Below are 13376 nucleotides of genomic sequence, written 5' to 3' on the forward strand. Positions count from 1 at the left end.
TTGCGACGCTTCGCGCCCGCCCGGTCCCGGGCCGCCGGTCATTGCAGGCCAAGCTCGGCCAGCGCGCGTTCGATCCTGACCGTGGATCCGGCTTCGTCCAGCGGATCGCGACGAAGCCTGTGGCGCAGCGCAGAAGGAGCGACCTGGGCCACCGTGGCCTCGGTGATGGTCCTGGCGCCGTCCAGCGCGGCCGCGGCGCGCGCCGCGCGCAGCAGCGAAAGTTCACCGCGAAGGCCGTCCACGCCCAAGGCGAGGCAGAGGCGGGTCGCACATTCGAGTGCCGAATCGGGGGTTTCGATCGCGCCGATCCGTCGCCTCGCTGCGGCGATCCGGGCCCGAAGCTTTGCGTCCTCCTTTTCCCAATCGCGGGAAAATCCGTCCGGGTCGCGATCGAAGCGGTCGCGACGCCGTATCACCTCGATTCGTTCGGCGATCTCCTTTGGCGATGTCACTTCCACGGAGAGCCCGAACCGGTCGAGCAATTGCGGTCGCAATTCGCCTTCTTCGGGATTACCGCTGCCGACGAGCACGAATCGCGCCGGATGCCGCACCGACAGACCGTCGCGCTCCACAAGGTTGACGCCGGACGCCGCGACGTCGAGCAGGAGGTCGACCAGATGATCCTCGAGCAGATTGACCTCGTCGATGTAGAGAAAGCCTCGATGGGCCGCCGCGAGCAGGCCAGGCTCGAAGGCTTTTTCTCCCCGCGCCAGCGCCTTTTCGAGGTCGAGCGCCCCTGCCACGCGGTCTTCCGTGGCGCTGAGCGGCAGATCGACGACGGGCACAGGTACCTTGCGCCCGCGCCTGACCGGACCTTCGGCGCGGCAGGCGGAGCAGAGCTTCGCCGGTTCGGCCGGATCGCAATTGTAACGACAGTCACCCGCGACCATCATCGGCGGCAAGAGACGCGCCAAGCCTCGAACCGCAGTCGACTTGCCGGTGCCGCGGTCGCCGAAGACGAGAATGCCGCCGATGGTCGGATCGACGGCTGCCAGCATCAATGCGCGCTTCATCTCGCGCTGGCCGACGATCGCCGAAAACGGATAGCTGGCCGGGGATAGTCCACTTTGATTTACGAAGGAATATGTCAACTTCGCTCCCCTTTTTCGTATTCAAAGCATGGCGAGGCGACGATATCAATGATAATTGTCTTTCCGAGTGCGCGGACTGTCCATATGGATGGACGTCTTCGCCTTGACCGCTCGGCCATCACGCCTAAGTGGTAGGGTCGAAGGGTTCATCATCTGGGAGGATCAGCATGAAGAGTTTCATTCGCATCGGTGTCACGGGCGCCGTGTTGATGGCAGGGCCGGCCGCCGCCATCGCGCAGGACCTGGCAAAGGGCGAGACGTTGTTCAGGCGCTGCGCGGTGTGTCACGGCATCGGCGACACAAGCAAGCCAGTGGGCCCCAGCCTGAACAATGTGATCGGCCGCACGGCCGGCACCGAGGAAAGCTTCGCAAGCAAATACTCGAAGGCCATGATCGCGGCAGGCGAGGGTGGACTGGTGTGGACCGTCGAGGAAATCTCGGAGTACATCACCGATCCGCGGAAAAAGGTTCCCGGCAACAAGATGGCGTTTCCTGGACTGAAGAAGGAAGACGAACGCGCCGACGTGATCGCCTACATCGCCCAGTTCTCGACAGCCGCCGCTGCCGAACCGGGTGAGGAAGAGGCTGCCGAACCGGCCGCGGCGAGCCAGTAGGCAGCAATCGTTTTTCAATGGACATTGACTGCATTCGATGTCAATCTGAATTGACAGTTGGTGCAGGCGGTTCCAACCGCGGAGCCTTCGGCGACACCGACCCAGCGACGCGCCACGGTGCGTCGCACGGGAGGCAAGCATGGACAGTTCAGCCACACCCCTGCTGGATCGCATAGCCGAACCGGCAGACCTGCGCGCCATGAGCGATCACACGCTCGAACGCCTGGCGAGCGAACTCCGATCTGAAACCATCGCGGCCGTGTCGGTCACCGGCGGGCACCTTGGTGCCGGGCTCGGCGTGGTCGAACTGACCGTCGCCATCCACGCGGTGTTCGACACGCCGCGCGATCGTCTCATCTTCGACGTCGGCCACCAGTGCTATCCCCACAAGATACTTACCGGCCGGCGCGACCGCATCCGGACGTTGCGCAAGGGCGGTGGCCTGTCGGGCTTCACCAAGCGCTCGGAAAGCCGGTACGATCCATTCGGCGCCGCGCATTCATCCACGTCCATTTCGGCCGGGCTCGGCTTTGCCGTGGCGCGGGACCACGGGCGCGACGTCGGCGACGTGATCTGCGTGATCGGGGACGGGGCGCTTTCGGCGGGCATGGCCTACGAGGCGATGAACAACGCCGGACACCTCGGCAAGCGGCTGATCGTCATCCTCAACGACAACGACATGTCGATTTCGCCGCCGGTGGGCGCGATGTCGAAGCATCTCGCAAGGCTTTATGCGGGCGAGCCGTTCCAGGACCTGAAGGCCGCGGCAAAGGGCGCGGTGTCGAGATTGCCAAAGCCGCTGCGCCTCGGCGCGGAACGGGCAAGGGGCCTGGTCAAGGGGCTCGTCTCGGGCGCCAGCCTGTTCGAGGATCTCGGTTTCTCCTATGTCGGGCCGATCGACGGCCACGACATGGGGACGCTGCTGGAGGTCTTGCGCACCGTGCGAAGCCGCGCCGACGGGCCGATCCTGATCCATGCGATCACCCGCAAGGGGAAGGGCTATCCGCCGGCCGAGAAGGCCGCGGACAAGTATCACGGCGTGGCGCGCTTCGACGTGGCGACGGGCGTGCAGGCGAGCGCCCCCGCCAGTGCGCCGACCTATACCAAGGTGTTCGCCAACGCCCTGGCCGCCGAGGCCGAGGCGGACCCGCGTGTCGTGGCAATCACCGCCGCCATGGCCAGCGGCACCGGGCTCGACGGCTTCCAGAAGCGCTTTCCAGACCGGTTTTTCGACGTCGGGATCGCCGAACAGCACGGCGTGACCTTCGCGGCCGGGCTGGCGGCCGCCGGCATGCGCCCGTTCTGCGCGATCTATTCGACTTTCCTGCAACGGGCCTACGACCAGATCGTGCACGATGTGGCGCTGCAACGCCTGCCCGTGCGGTTCGCGATCGATCGGGCCGGTCTGGTGGGCGAGGATGGTCCGACCCATGCCGGATCCTACGATCTCGGCTATCTCTGCAACCTACCCGATTTCGTGGTGATGGCGGCGGCCGACGAGGCCGAACTCATGCACATGGTGGCAACCGCGCATGGCATCGACGACCGGCCCTCGGCCTTCCGCTATCCACGCGGGTCGGGCCGCGGCGTCGCCCTGCCGGCGCGGGGCGAAGCGCTGGCGATCGGACGGGGACGCATCCTGCGCGAAGGCACGACGGCGGCGATCCTGTCGCTCGGCGGGCGGCTCGGCGAGTGCTTCGCAGCCGCCGACAGGCTGGCCCAGCGCGGGGTCTCGACCACGATCGCCGACGCGCGCTTCGCCAAGCCGCTGGACCGGGACCTGATCCTGCGGCTGGCGCGCGACCACGAAGTGCTGGTCACCGTGGAAGAGGGCGCGGCGGGCGGGTTCGGTGCGCATGTGCTGCATCTGCTGGCGGCGGAAGGGGTGCTGGACCGCGGCCTGCGCATCCGCACCCTGACGCTGCCCGATCGTTTCATCGAACACGACAAGCCGGACACCATGTATGCGGATGCCGGTCTGGACGCTCCACATATCGCGACCTGCGTGCTCGACTGCCTGGGACTGGGCGAACGCCGGCTCTATCCCGTGCTGGCCCTGGTGCCGGCAGCCTGAAGCGGCGCGGCGGGGTTCAAGCCGCCTGGGGGTTCATGCGCCAGACGGTCAGGTTCAGCATCGCGGCGATGGAGACCCAGACCAGATAGGGGACGAAGAGCAGGCCGGCCCAGATCGACACCGGCCAGGCCAGCAGGATGAAGATCGCGATGGAGCACCAGAGCAGGGCGACGTCGACCATCGCCAGGTCCATGCGCCTCTGCCCGAAGAAGAGCCACGACCAGGCGCCGTTGAGCACGAGCTGGAGACCCCAAAAGAACATCGCGGCGCCGGCGCCGGCCATTTTCCAGACCAGCCAGCCGGCGACGGCGATCATGATGTAGAGGAGGGTCCAGACGACGGGGAAGAGCCAGTTCGGGGGTGTCCAGGACGGCTTCGCCAGCGCTTCGTACCAGGCGCCGGGCTTGAAGACGGCCCCGGACGCGGCCGTCGCGACGCACAGCAGGACGAAGACGAGAAGTGACCAGTCCAGCATGGGGCGGCTCCGTCGGGGCTGATTTGACAGTGCATAGGTAGCGCAGGCACCGCGCCGCGCAAGTCGCTCGGGCGATGCGGCGTAGACCGAGGTGTCGGGCGGCGGCTCCGCGCCAAGCGTCAGCGGCGGGTCTCGAAGCTCCCGTCGGCGCCATCGTCGGAATCCGCCACGCCGACGACGAGGCGGTAGACCCTGGCGATTTCGGCCAGAAGGCCCAGCCGGACGAGTTCGCGCACCGCTTCCGAGCGGTCGCCGACCCGGTTCGCCGAACGCCACCCCTCGAGGGCGGCGTACTGCTCTTCGGTGAAAGTCACTTCCACGCGCCGCTGTGCCGGACGGAAGGTGATCCCGTCCATGCGGCCATTGCCGGTGCCATCATGAGAGGCGTCCACGGCATCTTCTCCCTGCTGCTCCGTTCCCGCGCGTCCGGTTGGTTCCGGAAAGCGCTGAAGACGGTTCCTCCGATCTGGCACAGTACGGCGGATGGAGCCACGGCTCCATTTCGGAAAAACGCCTACGTGGAAACTACGTACGCCGCGCGGCGCGCCCATATGGGGGCCGCGGGCGGAGCCGGTTCAGCGCATCATCCGGATGAGATCGGACAGGCCGCGCGCCTCGAGCTTCTCGCGGATGCGGGATCGGTGGATCTCGACGGTGCGCTGGCTGATTCCCAGGCGGTCGGCGATGGCCTTGTTGGTTTCGCCGATGACGAGATGATCGAGCACCTCGCGCTCGCGATGCGTCAGCCGCGCCAGCCGCTCGGCGATCTCGCCCGCCGGAAGCGGCGGCGGCTGGCGGTTGGCGATGGTGTCGGCGGCGAGGGCGATCGCCGCGAGAATCTGCGCTTCCGTGCCCGGCTTCTCGATGAAATCGATCGCGCCGGCCTTCATGGCGGCGACGGCGACGGGAACGTCGCCATGGCCGGTGAGCATGACGATCGGTATCGGATCGGCCCGCTCGCGGAGCCGGCGCTGGAGCTCGGTCCCGCTCATCCCGGGCATGCGCAGATCGAGCAGAAGGCATTCGGCGGCGGTTCGCTGACTGCTGTCGAGAAATGCTTCGGCCGACCCGTGCAGCACCACGTCCTGGCCATGCGCCATCAGAAGCGCGCGCATCGAATCGAGGACTGACGGATTGTCGTCCACGACATGGACGCGCAGCCGATCAGTGCGGCAGGGCATGGCCAGCGCTCCTCACGGGAAGGGAGAAGACGATCTCCGCGCCCGGCGTCACGGGGCGCGACCAGATGCGCCCGCCATGCGCCTCGATGATGGATCGGCAAAGCGACAGGCCAAGGCCCATGCCGCTGCTGGTGGAAGGCTGGAATGCCTCGAACAGACGCCCTGCAATTTCCGCAGGAATGCCGTGGCCGGTGTCGCGCACGGCCAGTTCCACGAGGGGGCCATTGCGGCGGGCCGAGATGACCAGCGTGCGAACCTCGCTCTCCCGCATCGCCGCCAGGCTGTTGCGTACGAGATTGAGCACCACCTGACCGATCTGGATCGGATCGGCGACGACGAGAGGCGGCAGGCTTTCCAGATCGAACTCGAGCCGGGGCGTCGGGTCGGGAGACGCCGCAAAGGCCAACTCCACGCCCTGACGCACGACCGGCTTCAGGTCGATCGGCTCGGCGACGATCTCGCCCTGGGCGATGAAGTTGCGCAACCGCCTGACGAGTTCGGCGGCGCGCAGCGATTCCCCCACGGCGCGCTCGATCAGACCCGCCACTTCGGCCGGGATGGCAATCCCATAGTTGCGCAATTCCTGGCGGCAGGCATTGACGTAGTTGGTGACGGCCGCAAGCGGCTGATTCAACTCATGCGCCAGCGCGGAGGCGAGTTCGCCCATCGAACTGCGCCGCGCGGCGTCCAGCACGACCAGTTTCAGGCGAGCCTCTTCGGCCTCGGCCTGCTTCTGTGCGACCACCGCGGCGCGTTCGCGATCAAGGCTGTTGAGCGCGAAAAGCGCCCGGCGCAGAATTCGCAGAGCCTCCCGGTCACTGTCGGAAAACGGCTTGCTGCGCCCGCGCCGTTCCTCGCTCCACAGATTGAAGGACCCGCGCGGCGACAAGCGGACCGTTCCGTCGACCCGGCGCTTTTCCAGCTTGTCAGGCTTGCCGGCCCATTTGATCGTGTGTTCGAACTCCTCGCGCAGGAAAACGAGGTAGTCCTCCCCGTCCTCGGACAGTTCCAGGAATGCCGCGCCCGAGGCGATGCTCCAGTAGATCGGGTCCAGGCCTAGCGCGGATGGCACGTTGTCGAACGTCGCCACCCCATCGACGGGTTCGCGCCCGAGCCCCCGCAATTCAGGCAGGGGCTCGGGGGTTCTCCCGAAACGGCTGATCGTGCCGCCGAGGCTGAGCACCATGCCTTGAGCCCCGGCATGCAACATGAGCTCCTTGGCGTTGCGGGCAATGAGTTCGGCCAGCGGCTGGCCTCCCCGCGCGGCCCGCTCGATCTCGAAAGCCGTTCGCTCGGCGCGGATGCTCTGCCGCAACTGCGTCGCGTTCTCCAGGCTCTGCAGAAGCGCCGAGATGGTGCCTCCCAGCAGCTCGCAGAAGCGAAAACGGCTCCAGGGAAGGTGCAAAGGGCCGTAGTGGTGGCAGGCGACCAGTCCCCAGAGATCGTCATTGGCAATCAGCGAGATGGACATGGAGCCGCCGACGCCCATGTTGCCGAGATACTCGACATGCACCGGTGCGACGCCACGCAGCTTGCCATAGGTCAGGTCGATCGCCGCTCCGTGCGATGCATCGGCGACGGCGCCGTGATGCGTCAGGATGGGCACGGGCGGCGCCATGATGTCGGGTATCGACCGAATGACGTTCAGGCGGAAATGCCTGCGGGCGGGTTCTGGAATGTCCGACGCCGGGTAGTGAAGACCAAGAAAGCTGTCGTCGCGAACGGTGCTCTCGGCGATGACTTCTCCGTGGCCGTCCTTGGCGAACCGGTAGATCATCACCCGATCGAAACCGGTGACATCTCGCAGGATCTGCGCACTGGCCCGAGCCAGTTCGGTCAAGGTGTCAGGCTTGATGAGCTCGGAGATGATCCGCTGGCGAAGCAGGTCTTCTTCCCAGACCAGTGCCGGCCCGGCTTCGAACCGCACGAACTCGAGAATGATGCGGCCATCATGGCGGATCGGAAAACATTCCAGCCGTCGCTCGCCGTCCCGCCCGCGAACCGTAGGGAACCAGGGTCTCAAAAGGTCGGGGACGAGAGGGCGCTGGGCCCTGACGTCGAGTTCGGCCACCTGGTCGTCACCCAGCAGGATCGACAACGGCCTCGCCAACAGTTCGGCGGGCGCATAGCCGACGAACTCGGCGCTGTTTGCGCTGACATAGTCGATGCGAAGGGTTTCCTCGTCCGCCGCAACGAGCGCGCCATGCGGCTGGATGGCGCCGATCAGATGGATCGGCTCGGTGTCGCAGGCGGTTAGATCAACCTTCGGTCTCACCGCATGCACTCCCGGCATCCCGAGAAGCCGAAAACGGGTGGCGGCCGGCCGCACGACAGGATGGCACGATGGACGGCCTTCATGACTTCCTCCCCGCATGACGACGGGGGAATCTAGGCAAGCGTTCCAACCAAGGCAATAGAATGTGTTGACAACGGCGGGTGTCCGGGGCGAAGACACTCAAGCCTCGCGGGCCTGGCGGCCACAGCGTGCGCGTCGAGGCATGTGGCGCCTCCCGCGAAGAAAGCGATGTCGGGACAAGATAGCTTCCAGCGGGTCCTCGGAGAGGCCGATCCAGACGTCATTGCGCGCATGGTCGCGTTTGTCGCGGAGGTTGCGCTCGTCATCGATCCGGACAATCGCGTTCGCGACGTTTCCACCTCGAACAATCTGGACGCACCGCTCGATACCGAGACGTGGAAGGGACGCCTGTTCAGCGACCTCGTGGTTCCCGAGAGCGCGGCTGCCGCGCAATCGCTTCTCGCCACCACCCGCGCCGACCGCCGGGCCGATAGCCAGGAAATCGTTCATCCCACACCGTACGGCCAAGTCGGCGTCCGCTATGCCGCCGCCGCATCGGGGCGGGAAGGCGATGTGATCCTGATCGGTTCGCCGTCCCGCATGCACCGCCGCGCCGCCTGGTCCTCCGAAAATCTCTTCCGCTCGCTATGGGAGTTCGGCGCCGATGCCATGCTGGTGCTGGACGGCAGCACCGGGAAAATCCGAGACGGCAACCACGCCGCAGCAGCCATACTCGGCGAAAGCCCCGAAAAACTGCGTCGGTTTCGGCTTGTCGACATGCTGGACCCGGGCTGGCGAGCCGAGGTCAGCAGCAGACTAAGGGGTGTCCTTTCCTCCGGACGGTCCGACCGGATGATCGTCGTCCCGAAGCAGGCAGACGCGGCGCGCGTGATCCTGACCATGGAGCCGTCTCGCGGCGAGGAACGCGGGCTGGTGGTGGCGCGCTTCCTGCCGGCCGACGATGACGCGGCGGCAGACGGAATCGCTTCGTCCTTGCCGCAACTGATCCGCGAGAGCCCGGATCCCGTCGTGCTCGTCGATCGTGGCGGAACGCTGGTGTGGACGAATGATGCGTTCCTGGCGGCGGTCGGCGCTCCGGCCGCGCCCCTGGCCGTTGGTCAGCGGATCGACGAATTCCTGAAGTCGAAAACCGATCCGGACATGTCGACCCTTCTGGAGACAACCGCCCGCCAGGGGCGTGTCGCTGTCGAAGGATTGTGGCTCGAAGGATTGTCGGCGCCGGCGGTTCCCGTCGACGCGATGCTGGTCGATGTTTCGGCAGGGAGCCTTCCCTGTTTCGGCCTGGTGTTGCGGGTCAAGTCTGAAGCGACCCGCGCGCGGGACACGGGTGCGAGCCTGGACCTCAGCGGGCTTACCGATCTGGTCGGCAGGACCCCGTTGAAGGATCTCGTGCAGAACACGACGGACGTGGTCGAGAAGATGTGCGTCGAGGCCGCGCTGCGGCTGACCGGCAACAACCGCTCTGCCGCTGCCCGCGCGCTGGGACTCAGCCGCCAGGCCTTCTATCTCAAGCTCAACCGCCTCGGGCTCGGTGATCACACCGACGAGTGACAAGGGCGCACCTGGCCCGGGCTTGGTCGGGTCTAGATGTCGTTGTCACGGAGGTTGTCCGTGACAACGACATCTAGCGATCGCGCCTCGTTTCAGGCCCCGGTTACGCGCCACAGCACATCGCCGACGTCATCGGCCACGAGCAGGGAGCCGTCGGGCCCGATGGTGACGCCGACGGGGCGGCCGTAGGAGTGCTTCTCGTCCGGTGACAGGAATCCCGAGAGGATGTCCCGCGACGGCCCCGAGGGCCGGCCGTTTTCAAACGGCACGAAGATGACGCGGTAGCCGGAAAGCGTCGAGCGGTTCCAGGAACCGTGCTGGCCGATGACCATACCGTCCGGGAAACCCGGCAGCGTGCCCGCCGGCATCCAGCACAGGCCAAGCGAAGCGGTGTGCCCGCCAAGCGCAAAATCCGGCGTGATTGCCTTCGCCACCATGGCGGCATCCTGAGGCACGCGGTCATCGACGATGCGGTCCCAGTAGCAGTAGGGCCAGCCATAGAATCCGCCATCGACCACGGAGGTGAGATAGTCGGGCGGCGTTTCGTCGCCGAGGCCATCGCGCTCGTTGACCACGGTCCAGAGCACGCCGGTCGAGGGCTCCCAGGCAAGGCCGACCGGATTGCGCAGGCCGGAGGCGAAGATCCGGTTCCGTCCGGTGGCGATGTCGTGCTCGTAGATCGCGGCGCGGCCTTCCTCCGCTTCCATGCCCTGGTCGGCAATGTTGGACAGCGAGCCGACGCCGACATAGAGGCGCTTGCCGTCGGGGGAGGGCAGGATCGAGCGTGTCCAGTGACCCGCCGGCTTGTAGGAGGCAAGGCGGCGGCCCGGCACGTCGATGCGGGTGTCGCCGTCGGAATAGGGGAAGGCGACCAGCCCGTCGGTGTTGCCGACATAGAGCGTGCCGTCGAGCATCGCCATGCCGAAAGGATGGTTCAACCCGTCGAGCAGCACGTGGCGCGTTTCGGCTACGCCGTCGCCGTCGGCATCACGCAGCAGCGTGATACGGTTCGGGCTGTCGCCGAGCGCGGCGGCGCGGCGCATGGTGGCGGTCATCGCATAGTCGAAGACCGAGCTGATGCCGCCCGGCACCGACAGCGCCTCGGCCGTCAGGACATCGCCATTGGGCAGAACGTGAATCCAGCGCGGATGCTTGAGGCCGGATGCAAAAGCGTTGACCTTCAGCCCCGGCGCGGCGACGGGGGTTCGACCGGAGTCCCAGCCGCGGGCCGTCGGCATCTTCAGGGTGGGGATGGTGCCCTGGGGTCGCGCGGGCGGAATCGCCGGACGATCGCCGAAGGCCTGGGCGAGCGCGCCCTGACCGCGGTGGCGGAACTTGACGATGACGCCGCCGACGAAGGCGACGAGTTCGGCGAAGAGGGATGTGGCCATGGCGTCGATCCTCGAGAAGTCTTTGCCCGGGCTTAGAACATCGACGACGGAATTGAAACTCGCCAGACGAGGGAACTGCCGCCGCAGCGCCGACAAGACATGCTCTGCCGGTGGAATTTTCGGAACGCACCGGTGATGGCGGGAGCGAACGAAAAATGGTTCTCCCAAAACGGCCTCAAAGGGAATGGACTTCGACGGTGGATCGGCCGAACGACCGACCATGCCCTGACTTGCAGGCGCCGGACCGGTAAAACCACGCCATAGACGTCGACGGGACGTCCGCCATTCCAGATCGGGAGACACGCCCATGCGCATCGCTTCGCTGGCCCTCACGCTCGGCTTGATTGCCGCGCCGGCCTTCGCCTCCGACATCCGCCCGCTGGTGGATGCCGAATGGGTCAAGGCCCATGCAGGGCAGGACAACATCGTGCTGCTCGACATTCGCGACAAGGTCGCCGAAACCGACCTCGGCGCCAACCCCTACATCGATGGCGCCGTGGTGGCGCCCTATTCCACCGCCGGCTGGCGCACGGAGCTCAACGGCGTGCCCGGCATGCTGCCGCCCGTCGAGCAGGTCGCCAAGCTGATCGGCGACCTCGGCATCGATGCCGACGACCATGTGGTGATCGTTCCCTGGGGCACGGATTCCAGCGAGTTCGGCGGCGCGACCCGCGTCTACTGGACGTTCAAGTATCTCGGTCATGACGAGGTTTCGATCCTCGACGGCGGCTGGCGCCAGTATGACGCGGCCGGCGGCGCACGCTCGGCCGAGCCGGCGACGCCTCAGCCGGTCGCGTTCGACTATGAGCTGCGCGAGGACTTGCTTGCCACGACCGAAGAGGTCGCCGCTGCGCTGGAGGCCGGCACCAAGCTGGTCGACGGCCGTCCGGCCGCACAGTTCGAGGGCAAGTCGAAGAGCCCCGTCGTGCGCATCGAAGGCACCATTCCCGGTGCTGTGAACATCGAGCACAGCGATCTCTACAGCGCCGAATATGCCCTGTTTACCCGTCCCGAGACGGTGAAGGCGTTGTCGGAGGCCGTCGGCCTCGCCGCTGACGAGAAGAACATCGCGTTCTGCAACACCGGCCACTGGGCTTCGGTGGCCTGGTTCGGACTGAGCGAGGTGCTGGGCAACAAGAACACCTCCATGTATGACGGCTCGATGGCCGAGTGGACCGCCGATCCGGCACGCCCGGTGGAGAACCGCTCCGGCACCTGAACCCCCGTTCCGACAGGCGTCATGAACGCATGCGAATGTCCGGAGCGATCCGGACATTCGGCGTTGGTGACCAAGCAAGACAGATGGCCGACATTCCCATGACCGACACCTCTCTCGATCGCCCATCGCCCGACCGGCCAAGGCTGGCGCTGCCGGCGACCATGGACCGCGCACCGGCGCTGGTGGCTGGCGGCGCGCTCATCCTCGGCTTTGCCGCCATCGCCGGCCTGATCGACCTCCGCCAGGCCGCCCTGTTCCTGGTGGGTGGGCTTCTGGGCGCGGCGCTCTATCACGGCTCGTTCGGATTCACCGGCGGCTGGCGGCGTTTCGTCGTCGAGCGGCGGGGGCGGGCGGTGCGCGCGCAGATGCTGATGATCGGCATCGCGGCGGTGGCGATGATCCCGCTTCTGGCGGCCGGGAGCCTGGGCGGCAAGCCGCTGGTGGGGGCGCTGGCGCCGGTCGGGGTGTCGGTGCTGTTCGGCGCGGCCCTGTTTGGCCTTGGGATGCAACTCGGCGGCGGCTGCGGCTCGGGCACGCTGTTCACGGTGGGCGGCGGCTCGGCGCGCATGCTCGTCACGCTCGTGTTCTTCATCGTCGGCGCGGTGGTCGGCACAGCCCATCTGCCGTGGTGGCTGGAACGGCCATCGCTGGGCGTGATCGATCTCGGCCGTGAACTGTCGACCGGCAACGCCGTGCTCGTCACGCTGATCGGGCTCGGGCTGGTCGCGCTCGTCTCGGCGGTCGTCGAAAGGCGGGCGCATGGCAACATTGAGTGGGAAGCGACGCCGCCGCGCGCCGGCTGGAGCTGGCTCCTGCAAGGCCCCTGGCCGCTCGTCGGCGCGGGGCTCCTGCTCGCCGTGCTCAACGTCGCGACGCTGCTGCTGGCCGGACACCCGTGGTCGGTGACATTCGGCTTCGGCCTTTGGGGCGCGAAGGTCGCGCAGGCGGCGGGCGTGCCCATCGAGAGCTGGGCCTTCTGGACCTGGCCGGGGCCGCAGACGGCCTTGAATTCCAGCGTGCTCGCCGACATCACCTCGGTGATGAACTTCGGCATCATCCTCGGCGCGGGGCTGGCGGCGAGCCTGGCTGGAAAGTTCGCGCCGAAGGCGAAGCTGCCGCTCGGCTCGCTGCTGGCGGCCGCGATCGGCGGGGTGCTGATGGGTTATGGCGCGCGGCTGTCATTCGGCTGCAACATCGGCGCGCTGTTCTCGGGCATCGCCTCGGGCAGCCTGCATGGCTGGCTGTGGTTTGCCGCCGCGTTCGCCGGCTCCTTCGTGGGCGTCGCGGCGCGCCCTCTGTTCGGTCTCGACGGGTTTTCTAAACAATGACCGCAAGGAACACGCTTCTCTTCGGCGCCGCGCTGGCGGCGGCCACGGCTGCGGTGGCGGTCGATCATGCGCGCCACCCGGTGCCGCGGGCCTCGCAGCAGACGCAGTCTGCGCCAGCGACCGGCGCGGCGCCCT

11 protein-coding genes are annotated in these 13376 nt (G+C 67.0%); 5 read left to right on the forward strand and 6 right to left on the reverse strand.

Annotation, left to right across the window (positions count from 1 at the left end; genetic code table 11):
- Positions 1–38: 38 nt before the first annotated feature.
- Positions 39–1091, reverse strand: coding sequence for a magnesium chelatase ATPase subunit I (bchI, locus tag EJC49_RS19465; protein ID WP_280960054.1), 1053 nt, complete (start codon positions 1089–1091; stop codon positions 39–41).
- A gap of 167 nt (positions 1092–1258) precedes the next feature.
- On the opposite strand from bchI, the gene EJC49_RS19470 reads away from it, so the two are divergent.
- Together EJC49_RS19470 and dxs are read left to right on the forward strand one after the other, a co-directional pair.
- Positions 1259–1705, forward strand: a complete 447-nt coding sequence (locus EJC49_RS19470) for a c-type cytochrome (protein ID WP_126701604.1) — start codon at positions 1259–1261, stop codon at positions 1703–1705.
- 139 nt (positions 1706–1844) lie between these two features.
- A complete protein-coding gene (dxs, locus tag EJC49_RS19475; RefSeq protein WP_126701605.1) occupies positions 1845–3779 on the forward strand; it encodes a 1-deoxy-D-xylulose-5-phosphate synthase in 1935 nt (644 codons plus the stop codon).
- A gap of 16 nt (positions 3780–3795) precedes the next feature.
- Here dxs and EJC49_RS19480 read toward each other — a convergent pair whose 3' ends face one another.
- The 4 genes from EJC49_RS19480 to EJC49_RS19495 form a co-directional block, all read right to left on the reverse strand.
- A complete protein-coding gene (locus EJC49_RS19480; protein WP_126701606.1) occupies positions 3796–4254 on the reverse strand; it encodes a TspO/MBR family protein in 459 nt (152 codons plus the stop codon).
- A gap of 119 nt (positions 4255–4373) precedes the next feature.
- Complete coding sequence (locus tag EJC49_RS19485; RefSeq protein ID WP_126701607.1) at positions 4374–4646, reverse strand: hypothetical protein; 273 nt, start codon at positions 4644–4646, stop codon at positions 4374–4376.
- A 183-nt stretch (positions 4647–4829) separates the two neighbouring features.
- A complete protein-coding gene (locus EJC49_RS19490) occupies positions 4830–5435 on the reverse strand; it encodes a response regulator transcription factor (protein WP_126701608.1) in 606 nt (201 codons plus the stop codon).
- The gene (locus EJC49_RS19495) at positions 5419–7710 is read right to left on the reverse strand and encodes an ATP-binding protein (RefSeq protein WP_170314797.1); all 2292 of its coding nucleotides are present in this window, start codon (positions 7708–7710) and stop codon (positions 5419–5421) included. Before EJC49_RS19495 ends, EJC49_RS19490 begins: the two co-directional genes overlap by 17 nt.
- Before the next feature lie 249 nt (positions 7711–7959).
- On the opposite strand from EJC49_RS19495, the gene EJC49_RS19500 reads away from it, so the two are divergent.
- On the forward strand, positions 7960–9303 hold the full coding sequence (locus EJC49_RS19500) for a helix-turn-helix domain-containing protein (protein ID WP_126701610.1): 1344 nt from the start codon (positions 7960–7962) through the stop codon (positions 9301–9303).
- Between the two features lie 92 nt (positions 9304–9395).
- Here EJC49_RS19500 and EJC49_RS19505 read toward each other — a convergent pair whose 3' ends face one another.
- On the reverse strand, positions 9396–10694 hold the full coding sequence (locus EJC49_RS19505; protein WP_126701611.1) for a PQQ-dependent sugar dehydrogenase: 1299 nt from the start codon (positions 10692–10694) through the stop codon (positions 9396–9398).
- A gap of 307 nt (positions 10695–11001) precedes the next feature.
- On the opposite strand from EJC49_RS19505, the gene EJC49_RS19510 reads away from it, so the two are divergent.
- The gene (locus EJC49_RS19510; protein WP_126701612.1) at positions 11002–11913 is read left to right on the forward strand and encodes a sulfurtransferase; all 912 of its coding nucleotides are present in this window, start codon (positions 11002–11004) and stop codon (positions 11911–11913) included.
- Positions 11914–12011: 98 nt separating this feature from the next.
- Complete coding sequence (locus tag EJC49_RS19515) at positions 12012–13241, forward strand: YeeE/YedE family protein (protein ID WP_126701615.1); 1230 nt, start codon at positions 12012–12014, stop codon at positions 13239–13241.
- The last annotated feature ends 135 nt before the right edge of the window (positions 13242–13376 follow it).

The sequence above is a fragment of the Aquibium carbonis genome (assembly GCF_003970795.1).
Lineage (GTDB): Bacteria > Pseudomonadota > Alphaproteobacteria > Rhizobiales > Rhizobiaceae > Aquibium > Aquibium carbonis.

Bases quoted from the DNA above. Each gene is read 5' to 3' on its own strand.
- EJC49_RS19480 (WP_126701606.1), bottom strand. From the start codon at position 4,254: ATGCTGGACTGGTCACTTCTCGTCTTCGTCCTGCTGTGCGTCGCGACG.
- EJC49_RS19470 (WP_126701604.1), top strand. From the start codon at position 1,259: ATGAAGAGTTTCATTCGCATCGGTGTCACGGGCGCCGTGTTGATGGCA.
- EJC49_RS19515 (WP_126701615.1), top strand. From the start codon at position 12,012: ATGACCGACACCTCTCTCGATCGCCCATCGCCCGACCGGCCAAGGCTG.
- dxs (WP_126701605.1), top strand. From the start codon at position 1,845: ATGGACAGTTCAGCCACACCCCTGCTGGATCGCATAGCCGAACCGGCA.
- EJC49_RS19505 (WP_126701611.1), bottom strand. From the start codon at position 10,694: ATGGCCACATCCCTCTTCGCCGAACTCGTCGCCTTCGTCGGCGGCGTC.
- EJC49_RS19510 (WP_126701612.1), top strand. From the start codon at position 11,002: ATGCGCATCGCTTCGCTGGCCCTCACGCTCGGCTTGATTGCCGCGCCG.
- EJC49_RS19500 (WP_126701610.1), top strand. From the start codon at position 7,960: ATGTCGGGACAAGATAGCTTCCAGCGGGTCCTCGGAGAGGCCGATCCA.
- EJC49_RS19490 (WP_126701608.1), bottom strand. From the start codon at position 5,435: ATGCCCTGCCGCACTGATCGGCTGCGCGTCCATGTCGTGGACGACAAT.